The 26,163-nt window shown below is 66.6% G+C and carries 26 protein-coding genes; 11 read left to right on the top strand and 15 right to left on the bottom strand.

Annotation, left to right across the window (positions count from 1 at the left end):
• Positions 1 to 152 precede the first annotated feature (152 nt).
• Both JF66_RS24940 and JF66_RS03590 read left to right on the top strand, forming a co-directional pair.
• A complete protein-coding gene (locus tag JF66_RS24940; protein WP_255351502.1) occupies positions 153 to 275 on the top strand; it encodes a hypothetical protein in 123 nt (40 codons plus the stop codon).
• 106 nt (positions 276 to 381) lie between these two features.
• Complete coding sequence (locus tag JF66_RS03590) at positions 382 to 1,263, top strand: hypothetical protein (protein WP_035875297.1); 882 nt, start codon at positions 382 to 384, stop codon at positions 1,261 to 1,263.
• Here JF66_RS03590 and JF66_RS03585 read toward each other — a convergent pair.
• The 10 genes from JF66_RS03585 to JF66_RS03540 form a co-directional block, all read right to left on the bottom strand.
• Positions 1,260 to 2,648 carry an MFS transporter gene (locus tag JF66_RS03585; protein WP_081882119.1) on the bottom strand — a complete coding sequence of 463 codons (1,389 nt, stop codon included), beginning with the start codon at positions 2,646 to 2,648 and terminating at the stop codon, positions 1,260 to 1,262. The genes JF66_RS03590 and JF66_RS03585 overlap by 4 nt on opposite strands.
• 151 nt (positions 2,649 to 2,799) lie before the next feature.
• Positions 2,800 to 4,017: an acetyl-CoA C-acetyltransferase gene (locus JF66_RS03580; protein ID WP_231556279.1), complete on the bottom strand. Its 1,218-nt coding sequence runs from the start codon at positions 4,015 to 4,017 to the stop codon at positions 2,800 to 2,802.
• Positions 4,014 to 4,694: a 3-oxoacid CoA-transferase subunit B gene (locus JF66_RS03575; RefSeq protein ID WP_035875293.1), complete on the bottom strand. Its 681-nt coding sequence runs from the start codon at positions 4,692 to 4,694 to the stop codon at positions 4,014 to 4,016. Before JF66_RS03575 ends, JF66_RS03580 begins: the two co-directional genes overlap by 4 nt.
• Positions 4,694 to 5,512, bottom strand: a complete 819-nt coding sequence (locus tag JF66_RS03570; RefSeq protein WP_051973080.1) for a CoA transferase subunit A — start codon at positions 5,510 to 5,512, stop codon at positions 4,694 to 4,696. The genes JF66_RS03575 and JF66_RS03570 overlap by 1 nt, the downstream gene beginning before the upstream one ends.
• 12 nt (positions 5,513 to 5,524) lie before the next feature.
• Positions 5,525 to 6,736, bottom strand: a complete 1,212-nt coding sequence (pcaC, locus tag JF66_RS25210) for a 4-carboxymuconolactone decarboxylase (protein WP_051973079.1) — start codon at positions 6,734 to 6,736, stop codon at positions 5,525 to 5,527.
• Between the two features lie 31 nt (positions 6,737 to 6,767).
• Positions 6,768 to 8,252, bottom strand: a complete 1,485-nt coding sequence (locus tag JF66_RS03560; RefSeq protein WP_051973078.1) for a lyase family protein — start codon at positions 8,250 to 8,252, stop codon at positions 6,768 to 6,770.
• Positions 8,245 to 8,853, bottom strand: coding sequence for a protocatechuate 3,4-dioxygenase subunit alpha (gene pcaG, locus JF66_RS03555; RefSeq protein ID WP_081882118.1), 609 nt, complete (start codon positions 8,851 to 8,853; stop codon positions 8,245 to 8,247). The genes JF66_RS03560 and pcaG overlap by 8 nt, the downstream gene beginning before the upstream one ends.
• The gene (gene pcaH / locus JF66_RS03550; RefSeq protein ID WP_231556277.1) at positions 8,846 to 9,646 is read right to left on the bottom strand and encodes a protocatechuate 3,4-dioxygenase subunit beta; all 801 of its coding nucleotides are present in this window, start codon (positions 9,644 to 9,646) and stop codon (positions 8,846 to 8,848) included. Before pcaH ends, pcaG begins: the two co-directional genes overlap by 8 nt.
• A 54-nt stretch (positions 9,647 to 9,700) precedes the next feature.
• Entirely contained in the window at positions 9,701 to 10,882 is a 1,182-nt protein-coding gene (locus JF66_RS03545) for a 4-hydroxybenzoate 3-monooxygenase (RefSeq protein WP_035875287.1), read from the bottom strand.
• A gap of 100 nt (positions 10,883 to 10,982) precedes the next feature.
• Positions 10,983 to 11,816, bottom strand: a complete 834-nt coding sequence (locus tag JF66_RS03540) for an IclR family transcriptional regulator (protein ID WP_081882117.1) — start codon at positions 11,814 to 11,816, stop codon at positions 10,983 to 10,985.
• Positions 11,817 to 11,957: 141 nt separating this feature from the next.
• Between JF66_RS03540 and JF66_RS03535 the strand changes: the two genes are divergently transcribed.
• From JF66_RS03535 to JF66_RS03520, 4 genes are read left to right on the top strand one after another with little or no spacing between them, the layout of a single operon-like run.
• Positions 11,958 to 12,917: an ABC transporter substrate-binding protein gene (locus JF66_RS03535; RefSeq protein ID WP_035875284.1), complete on the top strand. Its 960-nt coding sequence runs from the start codon at positions 11,958 to 11,960 to the stop codon at positions 12,915 to 12,917.
• Positions 12,918 to 12,972: 55 nt separating this feature from the next.
• Positions 12,973 to 13,773, top strand: coding sequence for an ABC transporter permease (locus JF66_RS03530; RefSeq protein ID WP_051973077.1), 801 nt, complete (start codon positions 12,973 to 12,975; stop codon positions 13,771 to 13,773).
• Entirely contained in the window at positions 13,770 to 14,543 is a 774-nt protein-coding gene (locus tag JF66_RS03525; protein WP_156109632.1) for an ABC transporter permease, read from the top strand. Before JF66_RS03530 ends, JF66_RS03525 begins: the two co-directional genes overlap by 4 nt.
• Complete coding sequence (locus JF66_RS03520; RefSeq protein WP_051973076.1) at positions 14,533 to 15,393, top strand: ABC transporter ATP-binding protein; 861 nt, start codon at positions 14,533 to 14,535, stop codon at positions 15,391 to 15,393. The genes JF66_RS03525 and JF66_RS03520 overlap by 11 nt, the downstream gene beginning before the upstream one ends.
• Positions 15,394 to 15,460: 67 nt before the next feature.
• On the opposite strand, the gene JF66_RS03515 is transcribed toward JF66_RS03520, so the two are convergent.
• Together JF66_RS03515 and JF66_RS03510 are read right to left on the bottom strand one after the other, a co-directional pair.
• Entirely contained in the window at positions 15,461 to 16,471 is a 1,011-nt protein-coding gene (locus JF66_RS03515) for a PDR/VanB family oxidoreductase (RefSeq protein ID WP_035875277.1), read from the bottom strand.
• 12 nt (positions 16,472 to 16,483) lie between these two features.
• Positions 16,484 to 17,605, bottom strand: coding sequence for an aromatic ring-hydroxylating dioxygenase subunit alpha (locus JF66_RS03510; RefSeq protein WP_035875274.1), 1,122 nt, complete (start codon positions 17,603 to 17,605; stop codon positions 16,484 to 16,486).
• Positions 17,606 to 17,703: 98 nt separating this feature from the next.
• On the opposite strand from JF66_RS03510, the gene JF66_RS03505 reads away from it, so the two are divergent.
• The gene (locus JF66_RS03505) at positions 17,704 to 18,315 is read left to right on the top strand and encodes a helix-turn-helix transcriptional regulator (protein ID WP_035875271.1); all 612 of its coding nucleotides are present in this window, start codon (positions 17,704 to 17,706) and stop codon (positions 18,313 to 18,315) included.
• A 30-nt stretch (positions 18,316 to 18,345) separates the two neighbouring features.
• Here JF66_RS03505 and JF66_RS03500 read toward each other — a convergent pair whose 3' ends face one another.
• Complete coding sequence (locus tag JF66_RS03500; protein ID WP_081882116.1) at positions 18,346 to 20,025, bottom strand: FAD-dependent monooxygenase; 1,680 nt, start codon at positions 20,023 to 20,025, stop codon at positions 18,346 to 18,348.
• Between the two features lie 85 nt (positions 20,026 to 20,110).
• On the opposite strand from JF66_RS03500, the gene JF66_RS03495 reads away from it, so the two are divergent.
• The 4 genes from JF66_RS03495 to JF66_RS03480 all read left to right on the top strand — a co-directional run bounded on the left by JF66_RS03495 (position 20,111) and on the right by JF66_RS03480 (position 23,744).
• Positions 20,111 to 20,524, top strand: coding sequence for a DUF6855 family protein (locus JF66_RS03495; protein WP_035875268.1), 414 nt, complete (start codon positions 20,111 to 20,113; stop codon positions 20,522 to 20,524).
• 17 nt (positions 20,525 to 20,541) lie between these two features.
• Positions 20,542 to 21,576, top strand: coding sequence for a VOC family protein (locus JF66_RS03490; protein ID WP_035875265.1), 1,035 nt, complete (start codon positions 20,542 to 20,544; stop codon positions 21,574 to 21,576).
• A gap of 93 nt (positions 21,577 to 21,669) precedes the next feature.
• Entirely contained in the window at positions 21,670 to 22,908 is a 1,239-nt protein-coding gene (locus JF66_RS03485) for an NRAMP family divalent metal transporter (RefSeq protein WP_081882115.1), read from the top strand.
• A 5-nt stretch (positions 22,909 to 22,913) separates the two neighbouring features.
• A complete protein-coding gene (locus JF66_RS03480; RefSeq protein WP_051973075.1) occupies positions 22,914 to 23,744 on the top strand; it encodes a putative hydro-lyase in 831 nt (276 codons plus the stop codon).
• 38 nt (positions 23,745 to 23,782) lie between these two features.
• Here the strand turns inward: JF66_RS03480 and JF66_RS03475 are convergent, their stop codons facing one another.
• Positions 23,783 to 24,841: a hypothetical protein gene (locus JF66_RS03475; protein ID WP_035875263.1), complete on the bottom strand. Its 1,059-nt coding sequence runs from the start codon at positions 24,839 to 24,841 to the stop codon at positions 23,783 to 23,785.
• Entirely contained in the window at positions 24,842 to 26,056 is a 1,215-nt protein-coding gene (locus tag JF66_RS03470; protein ID WP_231556276.1) for an aminotransferase class V-fold PLP-dependent enzyme, read from the bottom strand.
• Positions 26,057 to 26,163 lie beyond the last annotated feature (107 nt).

Here is a 26,163-nt window from a genome sequence, read left to right as displayed (position 1 = left end):
ACAGAGCTCAGGGGGCACATCCGCAACTTCGGAGCACATTCAGTGCCTTTCATCAGTGCTTTCTTGTGCCGGGGGTGGTGCCCTGACGGACGTTACCGCGTATTCTTCAAGAGATGGGGCCGCACGGTAAGGCTCACTGCGAAGGAGTGCACATGGCTGACAAATCACCCAAGAAGGACGCAACCAAGAAGGTTGCCGACAAGTCGCTCAAGGAGAAGAGGGCCGACAAGAAGGCCAAGTCTGAAGAAAGCGCCTCCAGGGCTCGCAAGAGCTAGGTTCCTCTCCCTGACATAGCATCGAAGGTGTCGCCACGATTGTGGCGGCACCTTTTTGTCGTTCTCCCCTGCCCAGCCCGCATCACCCGTGAAAGGCCCGCATCACATGACCTACCCCGTCACCGACACCGTCGTCACCTACCCCTCGGGCGCCCTGCAGACCGACGCCACCGTTCTGCATGTGGAACAGTTGCCGGATGGTCGCCGGGCCGTGCTCCTCGACACCACGTGCGTGCACCCGATCGACGCCGGCTGGCCCGACCAGGGCGCCGACGAGGCCATCCTGCGCGCCGGCAGCTCCGACATCCCGGTGCTGGACTGCATTGTGGGCGCGACCGACGGCACGGCGCTGCACCTCGGCCGCGAGATCCCCGTGCCGAAGGGCACCGACGGCTGGGCGTTTGTGGCGGTGCACATTGTCGCCGGCGATGCCGCACTCGCCGAGGGCGACCACGTGTCGGCCTCGGTCGACGCCGGCATCCGCGCACGCACGTCCGCGGGCCATACGGCCTGCCACCTCGCGTCGCTGGCTCTCAATCTGGCCGTCGCGGACCGCTGGAAGAAGGAGCCGCGCGCCGACGCGCTCGGCAACCCCGACTTCGACGGCACCGCCATCGACGTGTCTCTCATCGGCGAGAACACCTCCACGGATACGTACCGGCTCGGCAAGTCCCTGCGCAAGAAGGGTTTCCTGACCGAGGGCATTGACGACGCCCGGCCGGCGCTCACCGCCGCCATCAATGCCACTCTCGCCGACTGGGTGGCCACGGATGCTGCCGTGCACATCGACTGCGACGGCGATCGTCTCACGGACCGTCGGTACTGGGCCTGCGCGCTTCCCGGGCGGCCGGCCCGCATCCCGTGCGGCGGCACGCACGTGACGGCCCTCGCTCAGCTGGGTACGGTGCGGGTGGCCCTCTTCACGAGCGATGTGGACGGCACGAGCGTGCTCACGATGGTCACCACCGTCGGTGAAGCCGGGATTTAGTCCTCGGCGGGCCGAGGGGCGCTGCGCGCGGCCACCGGCAGGGTAGTGGCGCGCACGTCGGGCATCCAGAGGGCGGCGGCGAGCACGCCCAGCGCGGCGATCACGATGGCGATGAAGACGCTCGTGGATGCCGCCTCAACCGCGGCCGGGCTGGGCATCCCGGTTCCGTAGGCGGCAAAGATGGCGTTCGCGACGGCGCCGAAGATGGCTACCCCCACGGCACTGCCGATCGAGCGGGAGAACAGGTTGGTGCCGGTGACGACACCGCGTTCGTTCCAGGGCACGCTGGACTGCGCCGCCACCAGGCTCGGTGTGGCGACGAGGCCGAGGCCCAACCCGATCACGAAGCAGCTCAGGCCCACGATCACGATAGTGGGTTGGCCGCCGAAGGCGGCAAGCAGGATCGAGCCGCTCAGCACGAGGATCATACCGAGCAGCACGGTGGTGCGGAATCCGAAGCGCAGGTAGATCCGCCCGGACAGGGTGGCCGAGATGGGCCAGCCGATGGTGAGCGCGGCGAGGGTGAGTCCGGCGACCAGCGGCGACACGCTCAGCGCGCCCTGCAGGTAGGTGGGCACGAAGGAGGTCAGGCCGATCAGGATGGCTCCCACGCCCAGGCCGATCAGCGAGGTGGACAGCAGCAGCCGGCGGGAGATTACCCAGAGCGGGAGCACCGGCTCGGCGGCCTTCGTCTCGGCCCAGATAAACCCGGCCAGCAGCAGGCTGCCGATGGCGAAAGCGCCGATCGATTGGGGTGAGTTCCAGGCCCAGGACTGCCCGCCCTCCAGCACGGCGAGGATGAGCAGGGTGAGCGCCCCGGTGAGCAGGATGGAACCGAGGTAATCGACCCGGTGCCGCCTCGGTTCGATCGACTCGTGGAACGTGCGCATCAGCAGCGCGGCGGCGAGGATGCAGAGGGGAATGTTTACGAAGAAGATCAGGCGCCAGGACAGGAACTGCGAGAAGACTCCGCCGAGGGTCGGGCCCACGACGGAGGACACCGCCCAGACGCTCGCGAGGTAGCCCTGCACCTTGGCGCGTTCAGCCACGGTGTAGATGTCGCCGGCGATGGTGACGGCCATCGGCTGGACGGCGCCGGCACCGAGCCCCTGCACAGCCCGGAACGCGATCAGGGCCGGCATGCTCCAGGCCAGTCCGCAGAGGATCGACCCGAGCAGGAACAGGGCGATCCCCACGAGGATGATGGGTTTGCGGCCCACCGTGTCGGAGAGTTTGGCGTAGAGCGGAACCGATACGGCCTGGGCGAGCAGGTAAACAGAGAACAGCCACGGGAACTGCGCAAAGCCCCCGAGGTCGCCCACGATCGTGGGCACAGCGGTGGCGAGGATGGTGGCGTCGATCGCCACGAGCCCGGTGGAGACCATGAGGGAGATGAGGATGGGGCCGCGCTGTGAGCGGAATCCGACGTTATTCACTGATACAGCCTAAGCCGGTATCCGCTGTCGTTGCCCCTCCCCTTTCGCGGCAGAAAACGGACAGCCACCGTTCGGGATCAAGCGGCCGCGATCGTGGCCTTCACAGGCGTTCAAAGACGGCGGCGAGGCCCTGACCACCGCCGATGCACATGGTTTCCAGCAGAAATCGGCCCTCGGTGCGCTGCAGGTGCCGGACGGCCGTGGCGAGGATGCGGGCGCCGGTGGCTCCCACCGGGTGCCCGAGGGAAATGCCCGAGCCGTTCACATTGGTGCGGTCCCAGTCGGCGGCGGTGAAGTTCCACTCGCGGGACACGGCGAGCACCTGCGCGGCGAAGGCCTCATTGAGCTCGATCACGTCCATGTCCGCCAGGGTGAGCCCGGCGCGCTCGAGGGCCTTCGCTGTTGCGGGCACCGGCCCGAGGCCCATCCGGGACGGATCGACGCCGGCGCGGGCCCATGATCGCAGCCGCACCAGGGGGGTGAGCCCGAGCTCAGCTGCCCGCTCCGGCGTTGTCACGATGCACGCCGCGGCCGCGTCGTTCTGCCCGCTGGCGTTTCCGGCCGTGACGGTGGATGCCGCATCCGTTTTACCCAGGATGGGCTTGAGCCCGGCCAGCGCCTCGAGGCTCGTCTCCCGCGGGGTTTCGTCGGCCGACACCACGACCGGTCCTTTACGGCCGGGGACCGTGATCGGCACGATTTCGTCGATGAAGCGTCCGTCGGCAACGGCGGCGAGGGCGCGCTGCTGGGAGCGCACGGCGAGTTCGTCCTGCTCGACCCTGTCAATCGAGTAGTCGCGGCGTAGATTCTCGGCCGTTTCCAGCATGCCGCCGGGCACGGGAAACCGGCGACCGCCGGCGGTCTCGCGGCCGCGGCCGAGAGCATCGCGCAGCAGCATGCCGGCGGTGCCGCCCACACCCCAGCGGGAATCGACCGTGTAGAAAGGGGCCTGACTCATCACGTCGACGCCGCCCGCGATGGCGAGGTCGCTGACGCCGGTCTGCACCTGCATGGCGGCATCGAGTACCGCCTGCAGGCCGGAGCCGCACCGGCGGTCGACCTGCACGCCGCCGACCGTCACGGGCAGCCCGGCGTTCAGGGCCGCGACCCGGGCGACGGGGGCCGCCTCGGCCGTGGGATACGCCTGGCCGAAGATCACGTCGTCCACGAGCGCACCGTCGAGACCGGTGCGCTCCATCAGCGCGGCGATCACGGCCGCGGCGAGGTCGGCCGGTGCCACCGTCGTGAACGCACCGCCGAAACGGCCGATCGGGGTGCGCAACGGCTCGCAGATGACCACCTCGCGCAGGGCGGTCATGCGACCACCGCTTCGGTCAGCAGCGTTCTGATCGTGGTCGGTGGCTCCGGCACGAGCAGGGTGGCCTCGGTGGCCAACTGCACCTCCTGCACGGTGGTCCCCGGTGCGATCTCGCGCAGCACGAGACCCCCCGGGGTCACGTCGATCACGGCGAGGTCCGTGATGATGCGCGTCACCACGGCCTTGCCGGTCAGCGGTAGGTCGCAGACGTTCTTGATCTTGAACTCTCCGGTCTTGGTCACGTGCTCCATCACCACGATCACGGTGTCAGCGCCGTGCACGAGGTCCATCGCCCCGCCCATGCCCTTGATCATCTTGCCGGGCACCGCCCAGTTGGCGATGTCGCCGGACACCGACACCTGCATGGCGCCGAGCACGGCCACGTCGATCAGGCCGCCGCGGATCATGCCGAAGCTCTGTGCCGAGTCGAAGTACGCGGCCCCCGCGTTGACGGTGACGGTCTCCTTGCCGGCATTAATAAGCTTGGGATCTTCCTCACCCTCCCACGGGTACGGTCCCACTCCGAGCACACCGTTCTCGGAGTGCAGCACCACATGCACGCCCTCCGGCAGGAAGTTGGGAATGAGCGTGGGCAGGCCGATACCGAGATTGACGTACGAGTCGGGAGCAAGTTCCTGCGCGGCGCGGGCCGCCATCTCGTCGCGAGTGAGGGCCATCAGATCGTTCCTTTCGGGTTCGCAAACGGCCGGTGAGCGGATGCGTCCGGGCGAGCGCGTGTCGTCGTCTTCTCGATCGGCAGGTCCGCAGCATCCGCGGCACCGAGCTGCACGATGCGGTTCACGTAGATGCCGGGCAGGTGAACCTGATCCGGGTCGATCTCCCCCGGTTCCACGAGCTCGTCGACCTCGGCGATCGTGATGCGGCCCGCCATGCCGGCGACCGGGTTGAAGTTTCGGGCGGACTTCTCGAACACGAGGTTGCCGTGGCGGTCACCCTTGGCGGCACGCACGAGGGCGTAGTCGGTGACGATCGCCTCCTCGAGCACGTATTCCTTCTCCGACCCGAGTGAGCTGATGCGGCGGGTCTCTTTCGGCGGGGACGACACCAGCACCTCTCCGTCGGGCCCGTAGCGCCAGGGCAGCCCACCGTCGGCGACCATCGTGCCCACGCCGCTCGCCGTGAAGAACGCCGGAATTCCGGTGCCGCCGGCGCGGAGACGCTCGGCGAGGGTGCCCTGCGGCGTCAACTCCACCTCCAGCTCGCCGCCGAGGTAGCGGCGGGCGAAGTCCTTGTTCTCACCGATGTACGACGCGATCACCCGGCTGATGCGCCCCTCGCGCAGCAGCTCGCCGAGTCCCCAGCCGTCGACGCCGCAGTTATTCGAGGCGACGTGCAGGTCGGTGCTGCCGAGCGTGAGCAGTGCACGGATCAGGACGATCGGCACGCCCACCAGTCCGAATCCGCCGACGGCGATCGAGGCCCCGTCGGGGATGTCCGCAACGGCGGCTGCTGCGGAAGAGTAGGTCTTGTCCATGTGACGGGTCCTCTAGCTGGTGGGGTTCGTGGTGGCGGCGTCGGCGTCGAGGATTGCGAAGGTGTCGCGGGCGGCGGCGAAGGCGGCGTTCGCAGCCGGAACACCGGCGTAGATCGCCGTGTGCAGGATGGCTTCGCTGATCTCGGCGCGAGTGAGCCCGTTGGTCAGTGCGGCCCGAACGTGCATGGCGAGTTCGCCCTCATGGCCCCCGGTTACGAGGGCGGCGATCGTGAGAAAACTCCGGGTGCGCCGATCGAGGCCGGGCCTCGTCCAGATCTCTCCCCAGGCGTAGCGGGTGATGAAGTCCTGAAAATCGGCCGTTTCGGGCGTGATGGCGGCGGTCGCTCGATCGACGTGCGTGTCACCGAGCACCGCCCGGCGCACGACCATGCCGTCATCGTAGGCCTCGGCCGCCGTGCGAGAGGCGACGCCGGACCCGAACAGCCCCACCAGTACGGCGGCGACCTCGGCCGGGCGTTCCAGGGCCGGCAGGTGGGCGGCACCCGGCACGAGTTCGTGGCGGGCGCCCGGAATCGACGCGGCCAGGGTGACGAGCATCTCCGTGGGTGTGGCCACGTCGAACTCGCCGGACACGCACAGAGTGGCTGTTCGGATGCCTCCCACAGCATCCGTCACGTCGTACCCGGCGAGCGCCTCGCAACACAGCGCGTACGACTCGTCGTCGACGGCGCTCAGCTCGTTCAGCGCGGCGGAACCGGCGGCAGGATCGCGGTCGAGGAAGCCGGGCGCGAACCACCGCTGGGCACTGCTGACGACGACACTCGGGGTGCCGCTGCCGCGTATCTGGGCGGCGCGTTCCAGCCATCCGTCCGCGGTGCCGATCTTCGGGCCGGAGCAGATCACGCCGAGGGTCAGCAGCCGGTCCGGGTGGCGCACGGCGAGTTCGAGCCCGACCGCGCCGCCCAGAGAAATGCCGGCGTAATGGAAGGAACCTCCGCCGACCGAGTCCACGAGGGTGATCACGGCGTCGGCCAGGTCGGCAACCGTGAACGGCTGCGAAGCGGCCGGGCTGGCCCCGTGACCGGGCAGGTCGAAGCGCAGCACCCGGTGGTTCTCGGCGAGCGGACCCACGACGCCGTCCCAGAGTGAGGTCGTGGTGCCGAGTGAGGAGCCGAGCACCACGAGGGGCGCGGCGGGCGCCGGCCGGCGTACGGGTGTGACGGTTCCGATCAGGGTGGGCACGGTCGACAGGGGCAGAGACATCAGGGGTGAGTCCTCACGGGTTCAGGGGTAATCATCGGTTCGACGCACCGATCACGTCTACGCACTGGGCGCGGTAGCGCTCGAGCACCCGATCGATGCCCGCGGTGGACTGGCCCAGGTCGCAGCCATACGCGAAGGCTGCCCAAATCTGCGAACGCAGCTCGTCGTCGCACCCCTCGGAGGCAAGAACGCCGGACAGCACGACCTGCACGGGGCGGTTCGTCTCGAATGCCTCCTGCGCGGCTCGTTGCACCAGATCGAAGGCGACCGTTTTGCCGAGGGCCTCGGCCAGAATCGTGGTGACCCGTTCGCTGAAGACCAGGCCGTCGGTGAGGTCCAGATTGGCGCGCATGCGGTCGGCATCGATGTCCAGGCGCGCGGCCAGCGACGCAGCACCCGTCACGGCCGAGATGGTGAGCCCCTCGAGCGCCCGCAGCGACTGCCATTCCGCATGCCAGGATCCGCTCGGCCGCTGGTCTTCCGCGAGCATGCTCCCGTAGAGGGTGGAGACAAGGCCCGGCGTCTGCCGGGCGGCGGCCACGATGAGCACCGACGACACCGGGTTGCGTTTGTGGGGCATGGCGGAGGACACGCCCTCACCGGCGGCGAGACGCTCGCTGACCTCGGCGATTTCGGTGCGGGACAGTACGGCCACGTCGAGGGCGAAGGTTCCGGCCACTCCGGTGGCGGAGGCGAGAACGGAGGCGAGCTCCGAGATCGCCACCCGATTCGTGTGCCAGCTCATGCTCGGCACCGCGAGCCCCAGGTGCCGGGCAAAGCCCTGCACCACCTGTTCGATCGTGTCGTGCGGCGGCACGGCGGAGCGCCTGGACCAAGCGACCTCGGTGAGCACGGCCAGGTTTCCGACCGCTCCGCCGAGTTGCACCGGGAGGGTTCCGCGGAGGCCATCAACCCGGTGCAGGATAGTCAGCACGGCATCGAGCCACCCGGCCGCGACAAAACCGAAGCTCGTGGGCGAGGCCTGCTGGCCGAGGGTGCGACCCGCCATGACGGTGTCGCGGTGATCGTCGGCCAGACGGGCGAGGGTTCCGGCCAGGTCCCTCAGCTGCGTGCTCACCTCGGCGGTGACCCGATGAGCGATCAGCATGGCTGCCGTGTCGAGAATGTCCTGGCTCGTGGCTCCCACGTGGATATGGTCGGATGCCCCGGCTCGGGCGGCTTCCGCGGCGGCACCGAGGTGCCTCACGAACGGGATGACGGGATTACCGCCTCCCCTGCCCTGCTCCGCGATCGCGGCGAGGTCGAGGCGTGCCGCGTCGGTGAGCTCGTCACAGACCGGACCCATCCAGTCCGGCGCGAGCTCCGCGTCGACGAGGGCGCGGGTGAGAGCCAGTTCGGCGTCGACCATGGCCTGCAACCAAGCGGCGTCGCTCGTGAGCAGGGCCTCCATGGTTCCGTGGCCGAGGGGGTTGAGCAGCCCGACGTCAACGACGGGCCTGCGCCACGCCTCGGCACTCACGGTCTCGGTCTTCCCAGGCTCGGTGCGCTCAGGCATCGAAATCCAGGAACACTGTCTCGTTCGCGCCCTGCAAGCGGATGTCGAAACGGTAGGACGCTGCGCCGTCCTGCACACAGATCACGGTGTCGCGACGGTCGGCGGGTATTCGGGCGAGCACGGTGTCGGAAGCGTGAGCCGCGGCATCCGCGGGAAAATACGCCCGGGTGAACAGGTGATGGGTGAGGCCGCGCGCAAATACCGTGACGAGCACGTACGGGGCGTGCCCGGCGACCGAGCCTGGTTTGACCGTCGTGAACGTGTAGTTTCCGGCGATGGTCGTGGCGGCGCGACCGAAGCCGGTGAACGTGAACCCGTCACGGTCGAGGCTGCCGAGGTCACGGCTGAGGGTTCCCGTGGCGTCGGCCTGCCAGATTTCGAGCAGGGCATCCAGCACGGGCTCACCGGCACCGTCCGTGACGGTGCCGTGCAGACGGATGGCGTGCGGGTGGTGCCCGGGCACGAGTTCCGCACCCTTGTCATAGGGCAGAGCGTAGCCATAGAACGGCCCGACGGTCTGCGCGGGGGTCTGCACGAGGGCGCCCGCGTCGGCGGCGGCGGGAACGGCTGCGGTCGACGCGGTCTGCGCGAGATCAGTCATGGGCTTCCTCACTTTCCATCCAGGTGGCCTTGGGCCCGGTGAGCACGATGTCCCAGGTATACCCGAGCGACCATTCAGACCTGCTGAGGTCGTGGTCGTAGGTTCCCACGAGTCTGGCTCGAGCCGCCGGATCGGCGATGGACTGGTAAATCGGGTCGAGCGCGAAAAGCGGATCCCCCGGGAAGTACATCTGGGTGATGAGTCGCTGGGTGAACGCCGTGCCGAAGAGAGAAAAATGGATGTGCGCCGGTCGCCAGGCGTTCACGTGGTTCTTCCACGGGTAGGCACCCGGCTTGATCGTCGTGAACGAGTATTCGCCGTTGTCACCGGTGATCGCTCGGCCGACCCCGGTGAAGTTGGGGTCGAGCGGGGCCGGGTGCTGGTCGCGCTTGTGCACGTAGCGGCCGCCGGCATTGGCCTGCCAGAGTTCGATCAGCTGATGGCGCACCGGGCGGCCCTCGCCGTCGAGCACCCGTCCGCTCACGGTCATGCGTTCGCCCAGCGGCTCCCCCACGTGCTGGATCGTGAGGTCGCTCTCCAGCACGTTCACATCGGTGTGCCCGAACGCGGGCGACACGCGCTCGACTTCTTCGGGGTCGACGCGCACGAGTTCGTGCGTGGGGTGGCGAAGCAGGGAGCTGCGGTACGGCGGGTAGTCGCGTCGGGGATGCAACTCCGGCGCGCCGCCCTGCTGCACGAGGCGGGCGGCATCCGCTTCGATGGCGCCGATCTCGGCGCTGATGGCACGCTGGGTCTCCTGACCCGGGGTAACGAGCGGTGTGTCGTGGGGCACGGTCTCTCCTAGCAACGATATGGATTCAGCCTACGGGTGGGGTACCGGCTGTTTTCAGAGCAGCAGGCCGGTGTACTGCTCGGCGAGCATGCGCTGCGCGTGCGGCGAGTGGGTGACATAGTCGAGCTGGCCGACCTGACTGCGATAGTCGAAGGCATCCGACTGCAGGTCGCCGGGGCTGCGATGCAGCATGTCGGTCATCCACCGGGAGAACTGCTGAACCCGCCACTGTCGGGCGAGGGCGGTCTCGCTGTACCGTGCGAGCAGGGCATCGTCCTGTCGGTAATGCGCGGCCAGTGCCTCCGCGAGCTGGGTCACGTCGGAGATCGCCGAGTTGAGACCCTTCGCCCCCGTCGGCGGCACGATGTGGCCCGCATCGCCGACCAGGAAGAGGGTGCCGTACGACAGCGTCGACGCCACAAAACTGCGCATGGGTGTGATCGATTTGTCGGTGATCGGGCCCTCGGTGAGCGTCCAGCCGGGAACGCCGAGACGAGTCTGCAATGCACCCCAGATGCGCTCGTCCGACCACCGGGCGATATCGTCGGCGGGGTCGACCTGAATGTAGAGCCGAGAGACCTCGGGCGACCGCATCGACAGCATCGCGAAGCCGTCTTCGTGCAGGGCGTACACGAGCTCGTCAGATGACGGGGCGACATCGGCCAGGATGCCCAGCCACGCGAACGGATAGCTGCGGTCGAAGAGCGTGATGTCGTGCGCCGGGATGGCGGACCGGCAGATGCCGTGGAATCCGTCGGCGCCCACCACGAAATCGGCCGAGACCGTGTGCTTTTCACCGCCGTGCCCGAACGTGACGCTCGGCGCGGCCGAGTCGAGGTCGTGCACGGCAACATCCGTCGCCTCGTAGTAGATGGTCGACCCGGCGTTCTCGTGCGCCGTCACGAGGTCTTTCACAACCTGCTGCTGGCCGTACACCGTGACCGTGCGGCCGATGAGGTCGTTGAAGTTGATGCGGTGTCGCTCGCCGCCGTACTGCAGGTAGATGCCATCGTGCTCCAGGCCTTCGGCCTTGAGTCGCTCCCCGAGGCCGAGACGGGTGAGGTATTCCACCGACCCCTGCTCGAGCACCCCGGCACGAATGCGGGCGAGAACGTAGTCCTGCGACCGGTTCTCCACGACGATGGAGTCGATGCCCGCGTCGCGCAGCGCCCAGCTGAGCAGGAGGCCGGCCGGGCCCGCACCGATGATGACTACGGGTGTTTTCTCGTGAGACACAGGCTCTCCTAGCGACGATGACAGGTGGATGTGTTCAGTGTGCTGCCACGGTGAGATCGCCGGTCAGGTTATTCCACTCAGTGAAACTCATGACGGATGCTCAGCCGGCCGCGCGTCGATAACCGAGCGCGCGGCTGATGCCCTGGGCGGCCACCCGAACCGCCTGTTCGTGGGCTGGGTCCGGCTCGGGCGTGGTGCGTGTGACGATCGACACGGCGGCGACGACCTGGCCGGTGCGATCCCGGATCGGAGCGGCCGTCGAACTCGATCCCGCCGTCATCTCCTCCGACATGTAGGCGACACCGAGGGCGCGAATCGTCGCGAGGCGTTTGCGAACCTCGTCCGGAGAGGTGACGGTTCGGGGCAGAAAACGTTGCAACGACACTGACAGGTAGTCCTGCACCACCTCGGTGGGCGCATAGGCCAACAGGACGAGCCCTACCCCGGTGGAGTGGAGCGGCAGCCGGGAGCCGACCCGCGAGATGAGTCGCACCGCGTGGTGACCGGACAGCTTCTCCAGATACAGGGCGTCCCGGCCGTCGAGGATGGCCAGGTGCACATGCTCGCGCGTCGTCTCATAGAGATCCTCGAGGTACGGCAAGGCGATCGTGCGCAGATTTCGAGCGGTCGGCATCTGCACGCCCAGCTCCCAGAGCTTCATACCCAGCGAGTACTGCCCGTTCTCCTGCTTTGTCAGGCCGCCCCACTGCACCAGCTCGGCAACGAGTCGATGGGTCGTCGAGAGCGGCAGCCCGGCGCGCTGGGCGAGGGTGGTGAGCGTGAGGGTGAGCGACGTCACCCCGGCGGGTGCCGCGAACGCGTCGAGAATGGCGAAAATGCGAGCGGCAACGGAGCGCGTGTCTGCCGCCGGGCTTGACGATGACGACGATGACCCGTCGCTGGCGATCGTCCTGAGGGCTGGTTTTCCGGACATTGCACGCCACCATACGCGAGTTCCGCATTTCCTTCCACTCAGCGGAAGTGAATCCTGGAGCGGGGTTGCCGCTGGATAACATCCGAATCAGGCATCACTGATGTTCACGCACCCGCACAGCACAGCTCACAAAGGAGTGACATGAGAAAACTAGGACTTTTCGGCATCGCCGCAGTATCGGTACTTGCCCTCAGCGCCTGCTCGAGTTCAGCACCGGCGACCGAAGCAGGAAGCGACGCGCTCATCCCCGTCACGGTCGGCGTCATCCCCATTGCGGATACCGCACCGCTCTACCTCGGGCTCGAGCAGGGCTTCTTCGAAGACGAAGGACTCGACCTCACCATTGAGACCGCGACGGGCGGCGCCGCCATCGTTCCCGCCGTCGTCAGCGGCCATTACCAGTTCGGCTTCAGCAACCTGATCTCGCTCATGGTCGCCAACGACAAAGGACTCCCCCTCCAGGTCGTGAACGCTGCCGTTGCATCAACGGGCGATGTCGGGAGCGACTTCGGCGCTGTCATCGTCAAGGGCGACTCGCCTGCCCAGACGCTCGCCGACCTCGACGGCAAGACCGTATCGGGCAACAGCCTCAACAACATCGTCGACACGGTGATGCGCAGCTCGATCGATCGTCTCGGTGGCGACTCGTCGTCGATCTCCTTCGTCGAGGTGCCGTTCCCGGATGCCAGTGCCGCCGTTGAAAACGGTCAGGTCGATGCGGCCTTCGTCGTCGAACCCTTCGTGACCGCGGCCATCGAGAGTGGCCAGCGCGTTATCTCCTACGGCTACGCCGACTTCAACGTCAACCTCGACGTCGCTGCCTACTTCTCCTCGGCGGACACCGTTGCCAACGACCCGGAGCTCGTCACCAAGTTCCAGACCGCGATGACGAAGTCTCTGGAGTATGCGCAGGCCAACCCTGACGCGGTGCGAGCAATCATCGCGACGTACACCAAGACCCCGGCCGACGTCTTGGCGAAGATCGTTCTGCCGAAGTTCCCGACCGAGTTCAACGTGGATGCCGTCACCGCGCTCGGCGAGGCGGCTCTCAAGTACGGCGTGGTCGAGACCGCGCCCGATATGAGCACCTTCCTGCCTTAACCCGCACCGACCCCCTGCAGAAACCGCACCGACCACGAGGAAGTGGCTTCCCAGCATGAGAAAGCAACCGACCACTGCCGGGCCCAAGGCGAAAGCACTGGGCCTCGGATTCAGCGGAATCATCCTGTTTTTCCTGATCTGGGAGGCCGCTCCCCGTCTCGGCCTGGTCAGCGACCGATATCTGCCGCCGGCGAGCGAGGTTCTCGTGCGTCTCGGCCAGTACCTCACCGAGGCCGCATTTTGGACTGATGTCACCGACACGATGACCAGCTGGGCCCTCGGCCTGTTGATCGCCACCGTCGCCGCGATCATCGTGGGTCTGATCATCGGATCCAGCCGATTCCTGCGGCGCGCGACCCACACCACGATCGAGTTCCTCCGGCCGATTCCCTCGGTTGCCCTCATTCCCCTTGCCGTGCTCATTTTCGGCACCAGCATCGAGTCGACCCTGCTGCTCGTTGTGTACGCATCCTTCTGGCAGGTGCTGCTTCAGCTGCTCTACGGCATTGCCGACGTCGATGCCGTCGCCAACGACACGGCAAAGAGCTACGGCCTCGGCCGGCTCGCACGGATACGTTACGTCGTCTGGCCGACCGCGCTTCCCTACCTCATGACGGGCTTGCGACTGGCCGCGGCCGTCGCCCTCATCCTCGCCATCACCGCTGAGCTCATCATCGGTACCCCCGGGCTCGGTAAGCAGATCGCCCTCACCCAGTCCGGCGGAGCCATCTCCTCGATGTACGCCCTGGTCCTGGCGACCGGCATCATCGGCGTGCTCATCAACCTCGCCGCCCGCATCGTGGAAAAGCGCGTGCTGTCGTGGCATCCCTCCGTGAGAGGAGAGGTCGTACTGTGAGTCCCCTCAAACGCATCGCCTATTTCTTCGGCCTGCCCATTCTGCTCATCGTGCTCTGGTGGGCGCTGTCCCATGGATCCACGAACTTCTTCGTGCCGAAACCCATCGAACTCGCCCAGACACTCTGGACCACCTGGATCGGCGAACGCTTCGTCGAAGACGTGCTGCCGAGCCTCGGCCGCCTCGCGATCGGCTTGTTCTTCGCCATCGCCCTCGGCATCGGACTCGGACTGCTTATCGGCTCCACCCGCTGGCTGCGCAACCTGCTCGAACCGCTGCTCGAATTCTTTCGCGCGATTCCGCCGCCCGTTCTCGTGCCCCTGCTGATGCTGCTCATCGGCGTCAACGACAGCATGAAGGTCGCCGTCATCATCTCCGGCGCCATCTGGCCGGTGCTTCTGAACACCGTGGAGGGCGTTCGCGCGGTCGACTCCGTGCTCAACGACAGCTGCCGGAGTTACGGGATTCGCGGCTTCGCCCGCATCCGCTATTTCGTGCTGCCCGCGGTCACGCCGCAGATCATGGCCGGCGTGCGGCAATCGCTGTCAATCGGGCTGATTCTCATGGTGATCAGCGAAATGTTCGCGTCGTCTTCGGGTCTCGGTTTCACCATCGTGCAATTCCAACGCAACTTCGCCATCCCCGAAATGTGGAGCGGCATCGTCGTGCTCGGCCTGATCGGCCTGGGCCTGGCCATCATCTTCCAATTCGTCGAACGACGGGTACTGCACTGGTACCACGGTCTGAAGGAGATCACTCATGACAGTTAGCGCGACCACCCTGGACCAGACCGTGAAGACCGTGCCGATGCTCTCGGTTCGCGGACTGCAGAAGATCTACAAGGTGCCCGGCGGCGATGTCGAGGCCGTGCGCGACCTGACCTTCGACCTTGCCGAGGGCGAGCTGGTCTGCCTCGTCGGTCCCTCGGGTTCCGGCAAGACCACGCTGCTCAAGTGCATCTCCGGCCTGATGGAACAGACGAGCGGCACCGTCGAACTCGCCGGCAGCACGGTGACCGGGCCGCCGAAGTCCATGGCCGTCGTCTTCCAGGAATACGGCCGCAGCCTGTTCCCCTGGATGACCGTGCGCGCCAACGTCGAGCTCCCCCTCAAGAACCAGAAGGTTCCCAAGGCCGAACGCGCCGCGCTCGTCGACGCCGCCCTGAAATCGGTCGGCCTCGACCACGTGCCGAAGAGCTACCCGTGGCAGCTGTCCGGCGGAATGCAGCAGCGTGTGGCTATCGCCCGCGCCGTCGCCTACCGCCCTCAGGTGCTGCTCATGGACGAGCCGTTCGCCGCTGTCGACGCGCAGACGCGCGCGGATCTCGAAGACCTCATCCGCACCATCTGGAAGGAGCTCGGTGTGACGATCCTCTTCGTCACCCACGACATCGACGAGTCCGTCTACCTCGGCGAACGCGTGATCGTACTGTCGAGCTCCCCCACGGTTGTGCAGGAAGATCTGAAAATCGACCTGCCGGCAGAACGCGACCAGCTGAATACCCGAGCCCTCCCCCGCTTCATGGAACTGCGGTCTCATGTCTACGCGGAGATCCAGCGGGCCAAGGCCGGCCCCGTCACCGAGCAGATCGCGGCGCAGCGCACCACCACCCGGGCCTGAATCGACGCATGACAAGCGGATGCCCCGGTGACAGTCACCGGGGCATCCGCTTGTCGCCTGTCTGGGGCTACGAGACACCGATCGTGACGATCGCCGGCCCGCCGCGCGCGGCATTCGCGGCCAGACCGGTGGGCGAGGTGACCGCTCGGGACACGCAGCAGCACATCTTCTCGGCGGCGTGCTGCTCACGTTCGCTGTAGAACACGTCGCGGTGATCGATAGCACCCTCGAGAGCGAGCACCTTCACCTCGCACAGGCCGCACTCACCCTTGCGGCAGTCGAACATCATCTCGACACCCGCGTCTTCCAGGGCTTCGAGCATGGAGCGCCCGGCGGGCACGCGCGCCTCAACAACGAGACGCGGCACGCGCACAATGAATTCCTCCGGGTCGTACCAGCCACTGTTGCCGAACGTCTCAAACCGCAGGTTCGGCGCAGGGAGCTCGCGTTCGGTCCAGGCACGGCGCACGGCGTCCATCAGCCGGATCGGCCCGCACATGTAGAGTTCGGAGCTCGGGTCGACACTGCCCACGAGGTCGGGGACCGACAGTGCGGTGCCTTCATCGTCGATGTGCACCTGCAGGTTCTCACCGTGCAGGGCACGCAACTCGGGCAGGTACGCCATGCGCTCGCGCGTGCGGGCCGCGTAGACGAGGGTGTAGTTCGCCCCGAGATTCTTCAGCACCCGGGCCATGTTCACGATGGCGGTCAGGCCGATGCCGCCCGCCAGCAGAACATAGCGGGGGGCGCCGATGCGCAGCGGAAAGTTCTGCAGGGGCTGGGTGATCTCGAGGGCATCGCCCGGCTGGAGCGTGTGCATAAAGATCGAGCCGCCGCGGGACAGCGGCGCCTTGAGCACGCTGATCGCCACTCGTGAGCCGTCCTCTGTCGAGTCGACAACGGAGTACGAGCGTTTGTGTCGCTCCCCGTCGATCGTCACGAACAGGTCGAGGTGCGAACCCGGTTCGGCCCGTTTCGGCAGAGCGGGCGCCAGCACGATGCGTCGGATGTTGGTGGCGACATCCTCGGTCTCAATGACCGTCGCCTGCTGCCACACCTCAATATTGGTTGCTGCCATGATCGTGCCCGCCTAGGTGGCGGAACTCACCCGGCCGGCACGGCCGGCGGAGACCGGTCGGCCCTCGGCCTCGAGCATCCGTTCGATCAGGCGGCGCACCCAGAGCCCGCCGGCATCGATGTTGAGGTTGTAGAACTCGTAGTCGGGGTTGGCATCAATGGCAGATTGTTGGGCCAGCAGCATGTCCTCATCTTCTTTGAATACTCCGGAAACACCGGCGCGCAGCTGCGAGGTGATGAGCTGACTCTCGAGGCGGTAGTTGCGCATGAAGGCCCAGAAGTAGTGCGCACTGCGGGCCGTTTTCGGAGTGATGGTGTTCATGACGTAGCCGTTAACACCCTGACTGCGGTCGCCCTCGGGCGCTCCGGTGCCGGCCTTGGCCACGCCCACATCGATGCAGATCGTCGAGGGAGCCTCAAAATGGATGATCTGCCAGCGGTCGACCTTGCCGGAGAAACCCGGAAACTTGTCACGCATGTTCTTGAGCCAGAACGGCGGCGCGTCGATGTTGTGCATCCAACGGGAGACAGTGACGGTCGTATCGTCGTGCATGACCTCAAAGTCGGATTCGCTCAGTTCGGCCTGACCGATGCTCGAACCGTGCACGAATTCTTCGTGCGTGAGGTCCATCAGGTTGTCGAGCACGAGCTGGTAATTGCAGGTCACCGGGATCGTCAGCCCGTCGCCGGCCCAGTCGGGGTGGTCCATCTGGTGCATGTCCGGAATGGTGTCGGGGTTCGCGAGCGTTGCATCGCCCAGCCACACCCACAGAAAGCGGTGACGTTCGACCACCGGGTAAGAGGGAACGGTCGCACTGGGGTTGAGCGTCTCCTGGGCGGGCATGGACACGCAGCGTCCGGCCGAGTTGTAGACGATGCCGTGGTACGGGCACTGGATCTCGTCTCCGGGGAGCACCTTGCCCTGCGACAGCGGCGCGAGGCGGTGCCAGCAGGCGTCGGCGAGCGCCACGGGTCGGCCGTCTTCGGTGCGGTAGATAGCGAGTGGCTTGTCGGCTACCGTGCGGGAGATCAGCGTGCGGGTAACCTCGTGGTCCCAGGCTGCGACGTACCAGGTGTTGAGCGGGTAGTTGAGCACCTTGTTCGTGGTCGAACTGGTGGTCTGGATAATCGTCATTGAAATCCTCCGGTCAGCTACCTATCCCCATAGATAGTTAGCGCACGCCTCAGAGTATCTATGCTGGTAGGTATTTACAAGATGGAGAGAGGAACGCCGTGAGCCTTCGACATGCCCTGCTGGCGCTGCTGACCGTGGAACCGATGACCGGTTATGACCTTTCGAAGGCGTTTCAGGCATCCGTCTCTCATGTCTGGCATGCCCCCGACTCGCAGATCTACCCGGAACTGCGCCGCATGGAAGCCGAGGGCCTGCTTGTCGGCACCGAGGTGCCCTGGGGGCCGCGCGGCAAGAAGCGCGAGTATCACATCACCGAAGAAGGCCTGGCGGCCTTTCGAGCCTGGATGAACCAGCCGCTGAGCTATACCCGCGAACGTGATCCGGCGCACCTCAAGGCCGCCTACCTCGAGTGGGCTGAACCCGAGTCAGCGCGCGCTCACCTGCGCGCCCACCTCGCGAACTACACCGAGCGCCGAGCGGACTGGCTCGACAAGGTGCGAGAGATCGACACCGGAACGAGCACGATGCTCGAAAAACGCCTCGCCCACGCGCCGTCCAGCCAGCACGCCAGCATCCGCGCCTACAAGCGGTACACCTATGAGGGCCTCATCGCGCGGGCCGAGCACGAGATCGAGTGGGCCGAGCGAGGCCTGGCGCTCATCGACGAGCTGAACAGTCCCATGAATGCTGCGGACGCGTCAGAGAACTGACCCGCGTCACACCGCGTGTCTCTGCCGCAATCACCACACGTTGGGGAATGGGACAACCCCGGCGGGTCGGCTGCTCTCCCGGGACGCGGCCGTCACCATCCACTGGTCGAGGTACGCGTGCAGCCCGGTGAGATCCACGCCGCCAGATCGATAGGCGACACGGCCGTCGGGCCGCACGAGCAACAGCGCCGTGCCGCGCGCGCCCACACCGAGCCGCCCGAGCGTCTGCTTCTGGCTCAGGCGATGCACGCGCACGAGCTGCCCGAACCCGGCGGTGACGTCCTCGTCGGCGTACGCGGTCCACCCCCGTCCACAGAGCAAGAGGTGCCAGCCCGGGGCCGCCACCAAGGCATGCAACGACGTCGGTGCGAGCGCGTGAATGCGGGTTCGCGCGGTGCCCTGCTGCCGGGTGAGCGGCATGTCCGGCAAGCGGTCACCGGGTCGCGGCGCTCGACGTGAGCCCGCGCCCGCGCTGGCGAGCACACTCCCCCGGTACGTGATGCCCAGTTCGGATAGTGACCGGAAGGCGAACCTGCGCCCGGCGCGGAACGAGAGCGCCAGCGGCAGGATGCGCGGCATCACGCGTGTGCGGAACACACGAGTGACCGGGCTGCTCGATGTCACGGCCAGGAATGCCCGGTCGGTGAAGTGGCGTACGGCGCGACCCACGGGAGCCCGCTCGGCCTCATAGGTATCCAGAATCGCCGCGGGGGCGTCGCCACGCACGGCGAGCGCGAGCTTCCAGCCGAGATTTGCGGCATCCTGAATCCCGGTATTCATGCCCTGCGCACCTGCCGGACTGTGGATGTGCGCGGCGTCCCCGGCAAGAAAGGCACGCCCGGAGCGATACTGGGTCGCGCCTCGGTTCTGCAGGTGAAAATTGGTCATCCACACGGGATCATGCAGTCGAATCGGCAGGTCGGAGTGAGCATCCACCAGCGCTTGCACGTCGGCGAGTGTCACCTCCCCTTCGCCGGACGGCGCATCCGCGGGCGCCCGCATGGCAATCAGGCGCCACGTGGCCGGTCGCCCCAGGGGAAAGAAGAAGAGCAGGCTGTGGTCCGAGAGGAAGGTGTGCACCGCACCCGCCTCGAGCCCCTCGGCTTCGAGGTCGGCCAGGACGAAGGCCTGGGGGTAGGCGCTGCCCTCGAATTCGATGCCGGCAAGCTGCCGTACGGTGCTGTGCGCGCCATCACAACCCACGACATACGAGGCGTGCACCGTTTCGATGTGGCCGTCATCGTGACGGATTGTCGCGACGGTTCCGTCGCCGCCCAGGCGCAGGGCGAGCAACTCGAGGCCTCGTTCGACCGCGACGGCGCGCAGGGCCAGATGCGCCGCAAGCAGCCGCTCCGTCTCGGCCTGCGAGAGAAAGAGAAGGTACGGAAACGCAGTGTCGCTCACCCCGATGTTGAACAGCAGGAGAGGTATCACCCGGTGTCGCACATGCATCCGCACCTGCACGGCACGGTTACCGGCCTCCACGAGGTCCGCGGCCACTCCGCTCGCCGTCAAGACCTCGAGCGTGCGCGACTGAATGGCAAGCGCCCGGGACTCGTGTGCGCGATCCAGAGCCTGGTCAATAATACGAAAGCGGATGCCGTATCGGGCCAGTTCCACGGCCAGCGCGAGCCCCGTCGGCCCGGCACCCACCACGAGCACCTCAACGCCCGGGGAGTTTTCGGCCTTGTCGATCACAGCGGGAAGCATACTCACACGTACGCCTCTTCGTCAGGGGAAGAACTCCGCCTCCGGCTGGGCCACAATGAAGACACCCAGACCACAGGAGACGACGATGACTGACCCCACCGGAACCGGAACGAGTGACGACCCCTGGGTGCTGCGCACCCCGCCCGGAACGTCCGGATACCACATGTACCGTGACGAGGCCGCTGACCCGCCGACTCTGGTGTGCGTGGTGGGCACGACCACGCTTCGGTACCGGCTGCGCTGCCTCGACGACCTGCACGCCATGCTTGTGGCGGCCGGCGATTGGGTGGAGCTCGGCAGCGCCGACGAACAGAAACCCGCCAAGGACGGCACGGTCGAGGCCTGGGGCCGTGCGCAGTCGAACCCCGTCGGCGGCTGGTACGGTCTGAAGAAGGGGCTGCGGGGACGTTTCGGCATGTACATTCCGCCGCTCATGGAGGCGCTCGGCCTCGCCGAACTCGAGCACAACGCCCGAAACAACCGCATGCGCGCGCTCTAACGTTTGGCCCTGCCCCCATGATCAAGCTGCTGTCCCACCTGTCGCACGTGCGACTGGCGGCAGGAGATGTTGCGGCATCCGTTGCCTTTTACGAGCACCGGCTGGGAATGCATGAGGTACACCGCGATGAGTCGTCGGTGTACCTGCGCACGAGCGACGACTACTACCTCTACAGCCTCGTGATCGAGCGCGGCCCTGAACCAGCCGTGGTGCGCATGGCCTGGCGCACGGTGAGCGACGCGGCCCTCACCGAGGCCGCCCACCGGGTCGAAGCGGCCGGCGTGCAGGGTCGGTGGCGCGAGCGCACCTTCGGGCACGGACGCTCCTATCTCTTCACGGGACCGTGGGGGCACACCATCGAGCTCTTCTCCCAGGGCAACAAATTTCATGCGCCGGACCCCGCACCGAGTGCCGACGACGACGCACCGACGGTGGGGGCGCCCACGATGGAGGTGCGGCAACTCGACCACGTCACGGTGGCCGCACCCGATGTCGCCGCCTTCCTCGAGTGGCACGGCGACGTTCTGGGCTTGCAGGTGCGGCCGCGCACCGTGCTCCAACAGGAGGGCACAACGGTCTACGCCGTGCTCGGCACGAGCGACACCGCGCACGATCTGGGGGTCGTGCTGGACAGCTCCACCAGACCCGCACGGGTGAATCATCTCGCCTACCGGGTGGACAGCCGAGCGGAGCTGTTCGCGGGGGCCGCCGCGCTGGTGCGGGCGGGCGTGCGCACCGAACACGGTCCCAGCACACACGTGGAGTTCAGGGCGAGCATCCACGCCATCGGCGAGCAGAACTACGTGTATCTGCGAGACCCGAGCGGCATGCGCGTCGAGGTCAACACCGGTGGGTTTCTGCGCGCGGTGCCCGATCCGACACCGGCATTCTGGCGGCCAGGACCGGGCCTGTACTACCGCAACGAGCAGATGCCCCTCACGATGACGGAGAGTTTTCCCCCGGATGCCGCCCCGAGCGCCACCGAGGAAGGCCTGATCAGCGGGACAGAGGCCCAGCTCATCACCCCCGCTGCGGCGCGCCACGCTCAATAAAAACCTTGTAATGATTGTTCAACAATCGTAGGCTGTCACAAAACAATCGGTGATCGCAGTCGCTGGTTCCGTTCCTCACAGACAGCGAGCACCATGTCCCCCTCGGTTTCACCAACGACGGTCAAGCCCGACAAGACCAAGCGACTGAAGAACAAGCACCGCGGCGCCCTGCTCGGAGCCATGTTCCTCATGGCCACGAGTGCGGTGGGGCCGGGCTTCATCGTGCAGACGACCACGTTCACTGTTCAGCTCGGCGCGGCCTTCGCTTTCGCCATTCTGGTCTCGATTCTTGTCGACATCGCCGTGCAACTGAACGTGTGGCGCGTCATCGGAGTGAGCGGCAAGCGCGCCCAGGAGCTGGCCAACACGGTGCTCCCGGGCGCCGGCTGGTTCCTCGCCGCGTTGATCTTCCTCGGCGGCCTCGTCTTCAACGTAGGCAATGTGGCCGGCGCCGGTCTGGGTCTGAACGTGCTGCTGGGCATCGATCCGTTGCTGGGTGGAATCCTGTCGGCCGCCGTGGCCATCGCGATCTTCCTGAGCAAGCGCGCGGGTCTCGCCCTCGACAAAATCGTCGTTGTGCTCGGCGCGATCATGATCATCCTCATCGGCTACGTCGCCATCGTGTCGCAGCCGCCGCTCGGCGAGGCGATCAAGAATGCCGTCATCCCCGACAACATCGACTTCCTCATCATCACCACACTCATCGGCGGCACCATTGGCGGCTACATCACGTACGCCGGCGCACACCGCATGATCGATGCGGGTATCTCCGGCCCCGAAAACGTGGGCGAAATCACCCGCAGCTCGGTGCTGGGCATCATCATCACCGGCGTCATCCGCGTCTTGCTCTTCCTCGCAATCCTCGGGGTCGTCGCCGGCGGCGTGGCCCTGACAAGCGACAACCTCGCGGCAGAGGCATTCCAGTCCGCGGCGGGCGAGCTCGGCTTCCGTGTCTTCGGCGTCATCCTGTGGGCGGCGTCGATCACCTCAGTCATCGGTGCGGCGTACACATCGATCTCCTTCGTCACGACACAGAAGACCTCCCCGCGGGTACGCAGCATCGCCACCTGCGTCTTCATTGCCGTGTCCACGCTGGTCTTCAGCCTGATCGGGCAGGCCCCCGCAACGCTGCTGATCATGGCCGGCGCCGTGAACGGACTCATCCTTCCGGTCGGTTTTGCCGTGATCATCTGGGTGGCGTGGCGCCGCCGCGACCTGCTCGGCGGCTACGTGTATCCCAAGTGGCTGCTCATCATCGGCGTTCTCGCCTGGCTTCTCACCGTGTTCCTCGGCTACCAGTCCCTCGGTGGCCTCGCCAAGCTGTGGGTGTAGTGCCCATGGCTGTTCCTGTTGCGCCCGCTGGTTCGCCCGTCGATCCGCCCGTCGTCACCCCGGCCGTCGTCACCCCCGCGGAGGCTCGCGCCCTGTTCCGCAACGGCCTGGCCACGCCGACCGCGGGCTGGTCTGCCGGTTTCACCCAGGCGAACCTCATCATCGTGCCCCGGGCGCAGGCCTTCGACGTGCTGCTGTTCGCCACCCGCAATCCTCAGGCGTGCCCCATTCTGGGCGTGCTCGATGCGGGCGAGACGAGCGGTCCCCTGCTGGCCGGCGGGGACATCCGTTCCGACCTCGGCCGGTATCGGGTCTATGAGAACGGCGCGCTGGTCGCCGAGCCCAGCGACCTCACCGAGTGGTGGCGTCCCGACCTCGTGACGTTCATCGTGGGGTGCAGCTTCACGTTCGAGTCCGCGCTACAGAAGGCCGGGATCGCCATCTCGCACATCGAGCAGGGCACGAACGTGCCGATGTATCGCACGAACGTGCGGTGCGCCCCGGCTGGGGAGCTGGCGGGTCCGCTCGTAGTGTCGATGCGGGCGATTGCGGCGGACCGGGTAGCGGATGCCGTGCGCATCACGTCCCAGTACCCCGCGGTGCACGGCGCCCCGGTACATGTCGGCGACCCTGCCGCTCTCGGAATAGACCTTGACCGGCCCGACTTCGGCGACGCGGTCGTCGTAGCGCCCGGCGAGGTACCCGTGTTCTGGGCCTGCGGAGTCACCCCGCAAGCCGCCGTCATGGAGTCGCGACCGACGCTGGCGATCGGACACGCCCCCGGCTACATGCTCATCACCGATGCTCGCGACTCGGACTACCTGGTCACGGTGTAAAAAGAACCCGTTCACTCCACGACAGCTGTCGCAGACCGCTACCGAAGCCCGTCGACCGAGACCAGACCGTCGTGGCGGCGCCCATCGAAGATGATCGTGGGGATCTTCACGGTGGCGATCTTGTCTTCCACCAGAGTCTTGTTGGCGGCGACGATGTCGGCGACGGCGTCAGACCCCGCCTCCGCCACGACGACGTCGATCTGGTCGGCGGAGAGGCCAAACTCCTCGAGCCAGCCGGCGAGAGTCGCGGTGGCCTCAGCCGTGTCCATCGACTTGAGGGCGGATTGCCAGGGCAGGCCGGTATCCGTCTTCTCGGTGAAGAGGCGCTCGATCACCTGCCAGTCCACGGGAGTGTCCGCGCCAGCCAGGGGGTGCAGCCGCAGTGCCTCGAGATACTGGGTCACGAGCAGCGAGTTGGGGAACTTGTAACCGTCGGCACCCTCAATCGGGTAGGCGATGTACGTGAGGTTGTGGGTCTGGGCAAAGCCGGAATCCTCAATGTTCTGCAGGAGGGCCTTGCAGGTGGGGCAGCCGGGGTCGATGACCTCGACGGCGATGGGGTTCGCGGCATTCTCGGTGAGATAGCTGGCGTTGGCGGGTAGGTACTCTTCGGCCGTCCAGGTGCGGAAGCGGGCGGGGATGGCGGCAAAGGTCTCGCCGAGGCTGCTGAACTCGTTACCGAACGCTCCGATCACGTCGAACGCTCCGAGGGATGACATGAAGTCGGGCGTTTCGTCGGTGACCGAGCACGCCTCGGCACCGAGGCTGCAGGACGCCGAGTCTTGTTTGTTGCAGGTGCCGTAGACGTACAGGTTTGCGGCACTCTTCACCACGGTGTACCCCGACCAGACGGTGGTGAGGATCACCAGCACCGCAAGCACCTCGAGAGTGATGCTCGCCGGGCGCACCAGACCAGGCCGGCGTGCCGCGATCGGTGCGAGCAGGTGGTCCTTGACGTCTTGCTTGAACGTCGTGTCACAGGGCCGGAAGGTGACCCGACGCCACGTGCAGGTCCAGGCTTTGCCCACGTAGCGCCGGTAGCGCGCCGAGAATATGGCCATGACGACCAGAACGATGAACGCCGCGATACAGAACACTTAGTGCAAACCCTTCACCAGCCGCCCGAGGGTCTGAGTGGCCGCGTCGATGTCCGACTCCGTGGAGTGCAGTCCGAGGGAGAAGCGCAGCAACGGGGGCAGCCCGAGCTGTTCTTTGAGGTAGTGGTGGGCGCAGAAGTATCCGCTGCGCGCCATGATTTGCGAGTGCGACAGGAACACCGCGAGCCGGTGTGAGTCCTGGGCAGGGGCGTAGGCACTGATCACCGGACTGGCCTCCGTGTTGACCAACGTGAGTCCGGGAATATCGGCGAGCCCGTCGTAGAGTCGCCGGGACAGCCGCGTGAGGTGCTCGGCGGGCGCGAGTCCGCCGGGGCGGATGCTGCCGAGCCATTCGATCGCCCGACCGAGCGCGATGATCTCGCCCCAGGCCTGCAGCCCCGGTTCCAGCACCGACGCCGGGTCGCCATGCACGAGGTCAAAATCCTCCTCGCGCACGTCGGCCACCATGCCGCCACCCACGAAAGAGAGGTCAAGGGCGGCGAGCAGGTCGTGGCGGGCCACGACGACGCCGAGGCTGGCGGAGTACATCTTGTGCGCGGAGAAGCAGATCGCATCCGCTTCCGTCTCCTGCAGCAACGCCCGACCGTGCCCCATGGACTGCGCCGCGTCGACAACGACGATGCCGCCGCGAGCGTGGGTGTCGTGCACGAGCTCGGCGAGGTTGGTGAGCTGTCGACCGTCGATGTTGGAGGCCGAGTTGACGACGACAACGGCCTTCTCCAGCTGCGCGGGCTCATAGAGCAACGCGCCGTCTGTGGCGCGGTCCAGCACCAGTCGTTCGACGCCCAGTCGTCGGGCGGCCGTCATGGTGGGCAGGAACACCGAGTTGTGCTCGATGTGACTGGTCACGATCCGCCCCACACGGCCCATCGGCAGCTGCTGCAACAGCAGATTGAGACCGTAGGTGGTGTTGAGGGTAAAGGAGGTGGCATAACTTCGCGGGGAGAGGCCGAGCAGGGTGAGCACGGCCCGGCGGGTATCGGACACCTGCTCGTCGACCTTCACTCCCCAGGCGTACTTCACGCGTCCGCCGCACGCGTTGTAGGTCGTGTAGTAGTCGGTCAATGCGTCGATCACGGGCTGCGGGCGCAGGCTCTGGCAGGCGGCGTCGAGGTAGATCTCGCCGGGTTGCAGGTATCCGAAATCGCCCTGCCGACGTGTGTCGAGCGGCGAGGCGGGCCTGCGGAAACTCATGCGAGGCGTCACGAATGTCAACTCCGTATTCATTGTAGATTCAGGGCCTGTGCGCACGTCGAGTTTTCGAGAAATTCTCGCTTTCCTCTGCCCCGCCTCACCCCGCC

This window comes from Cryobacterium sp. MLB-32 (assembly GCF_000738085.1).
Taxonomy (GTDB): Bacteria; Actinomycetota; Actinomycetes; order Actinomycetales; family Microbacteriaceae; genus Cryobacterium.
The sequence above is the reverse complement of the archived record's forward strand: the minus strand, read 5'-3'. Positions and strand labels throughout refer to the sequence as shown.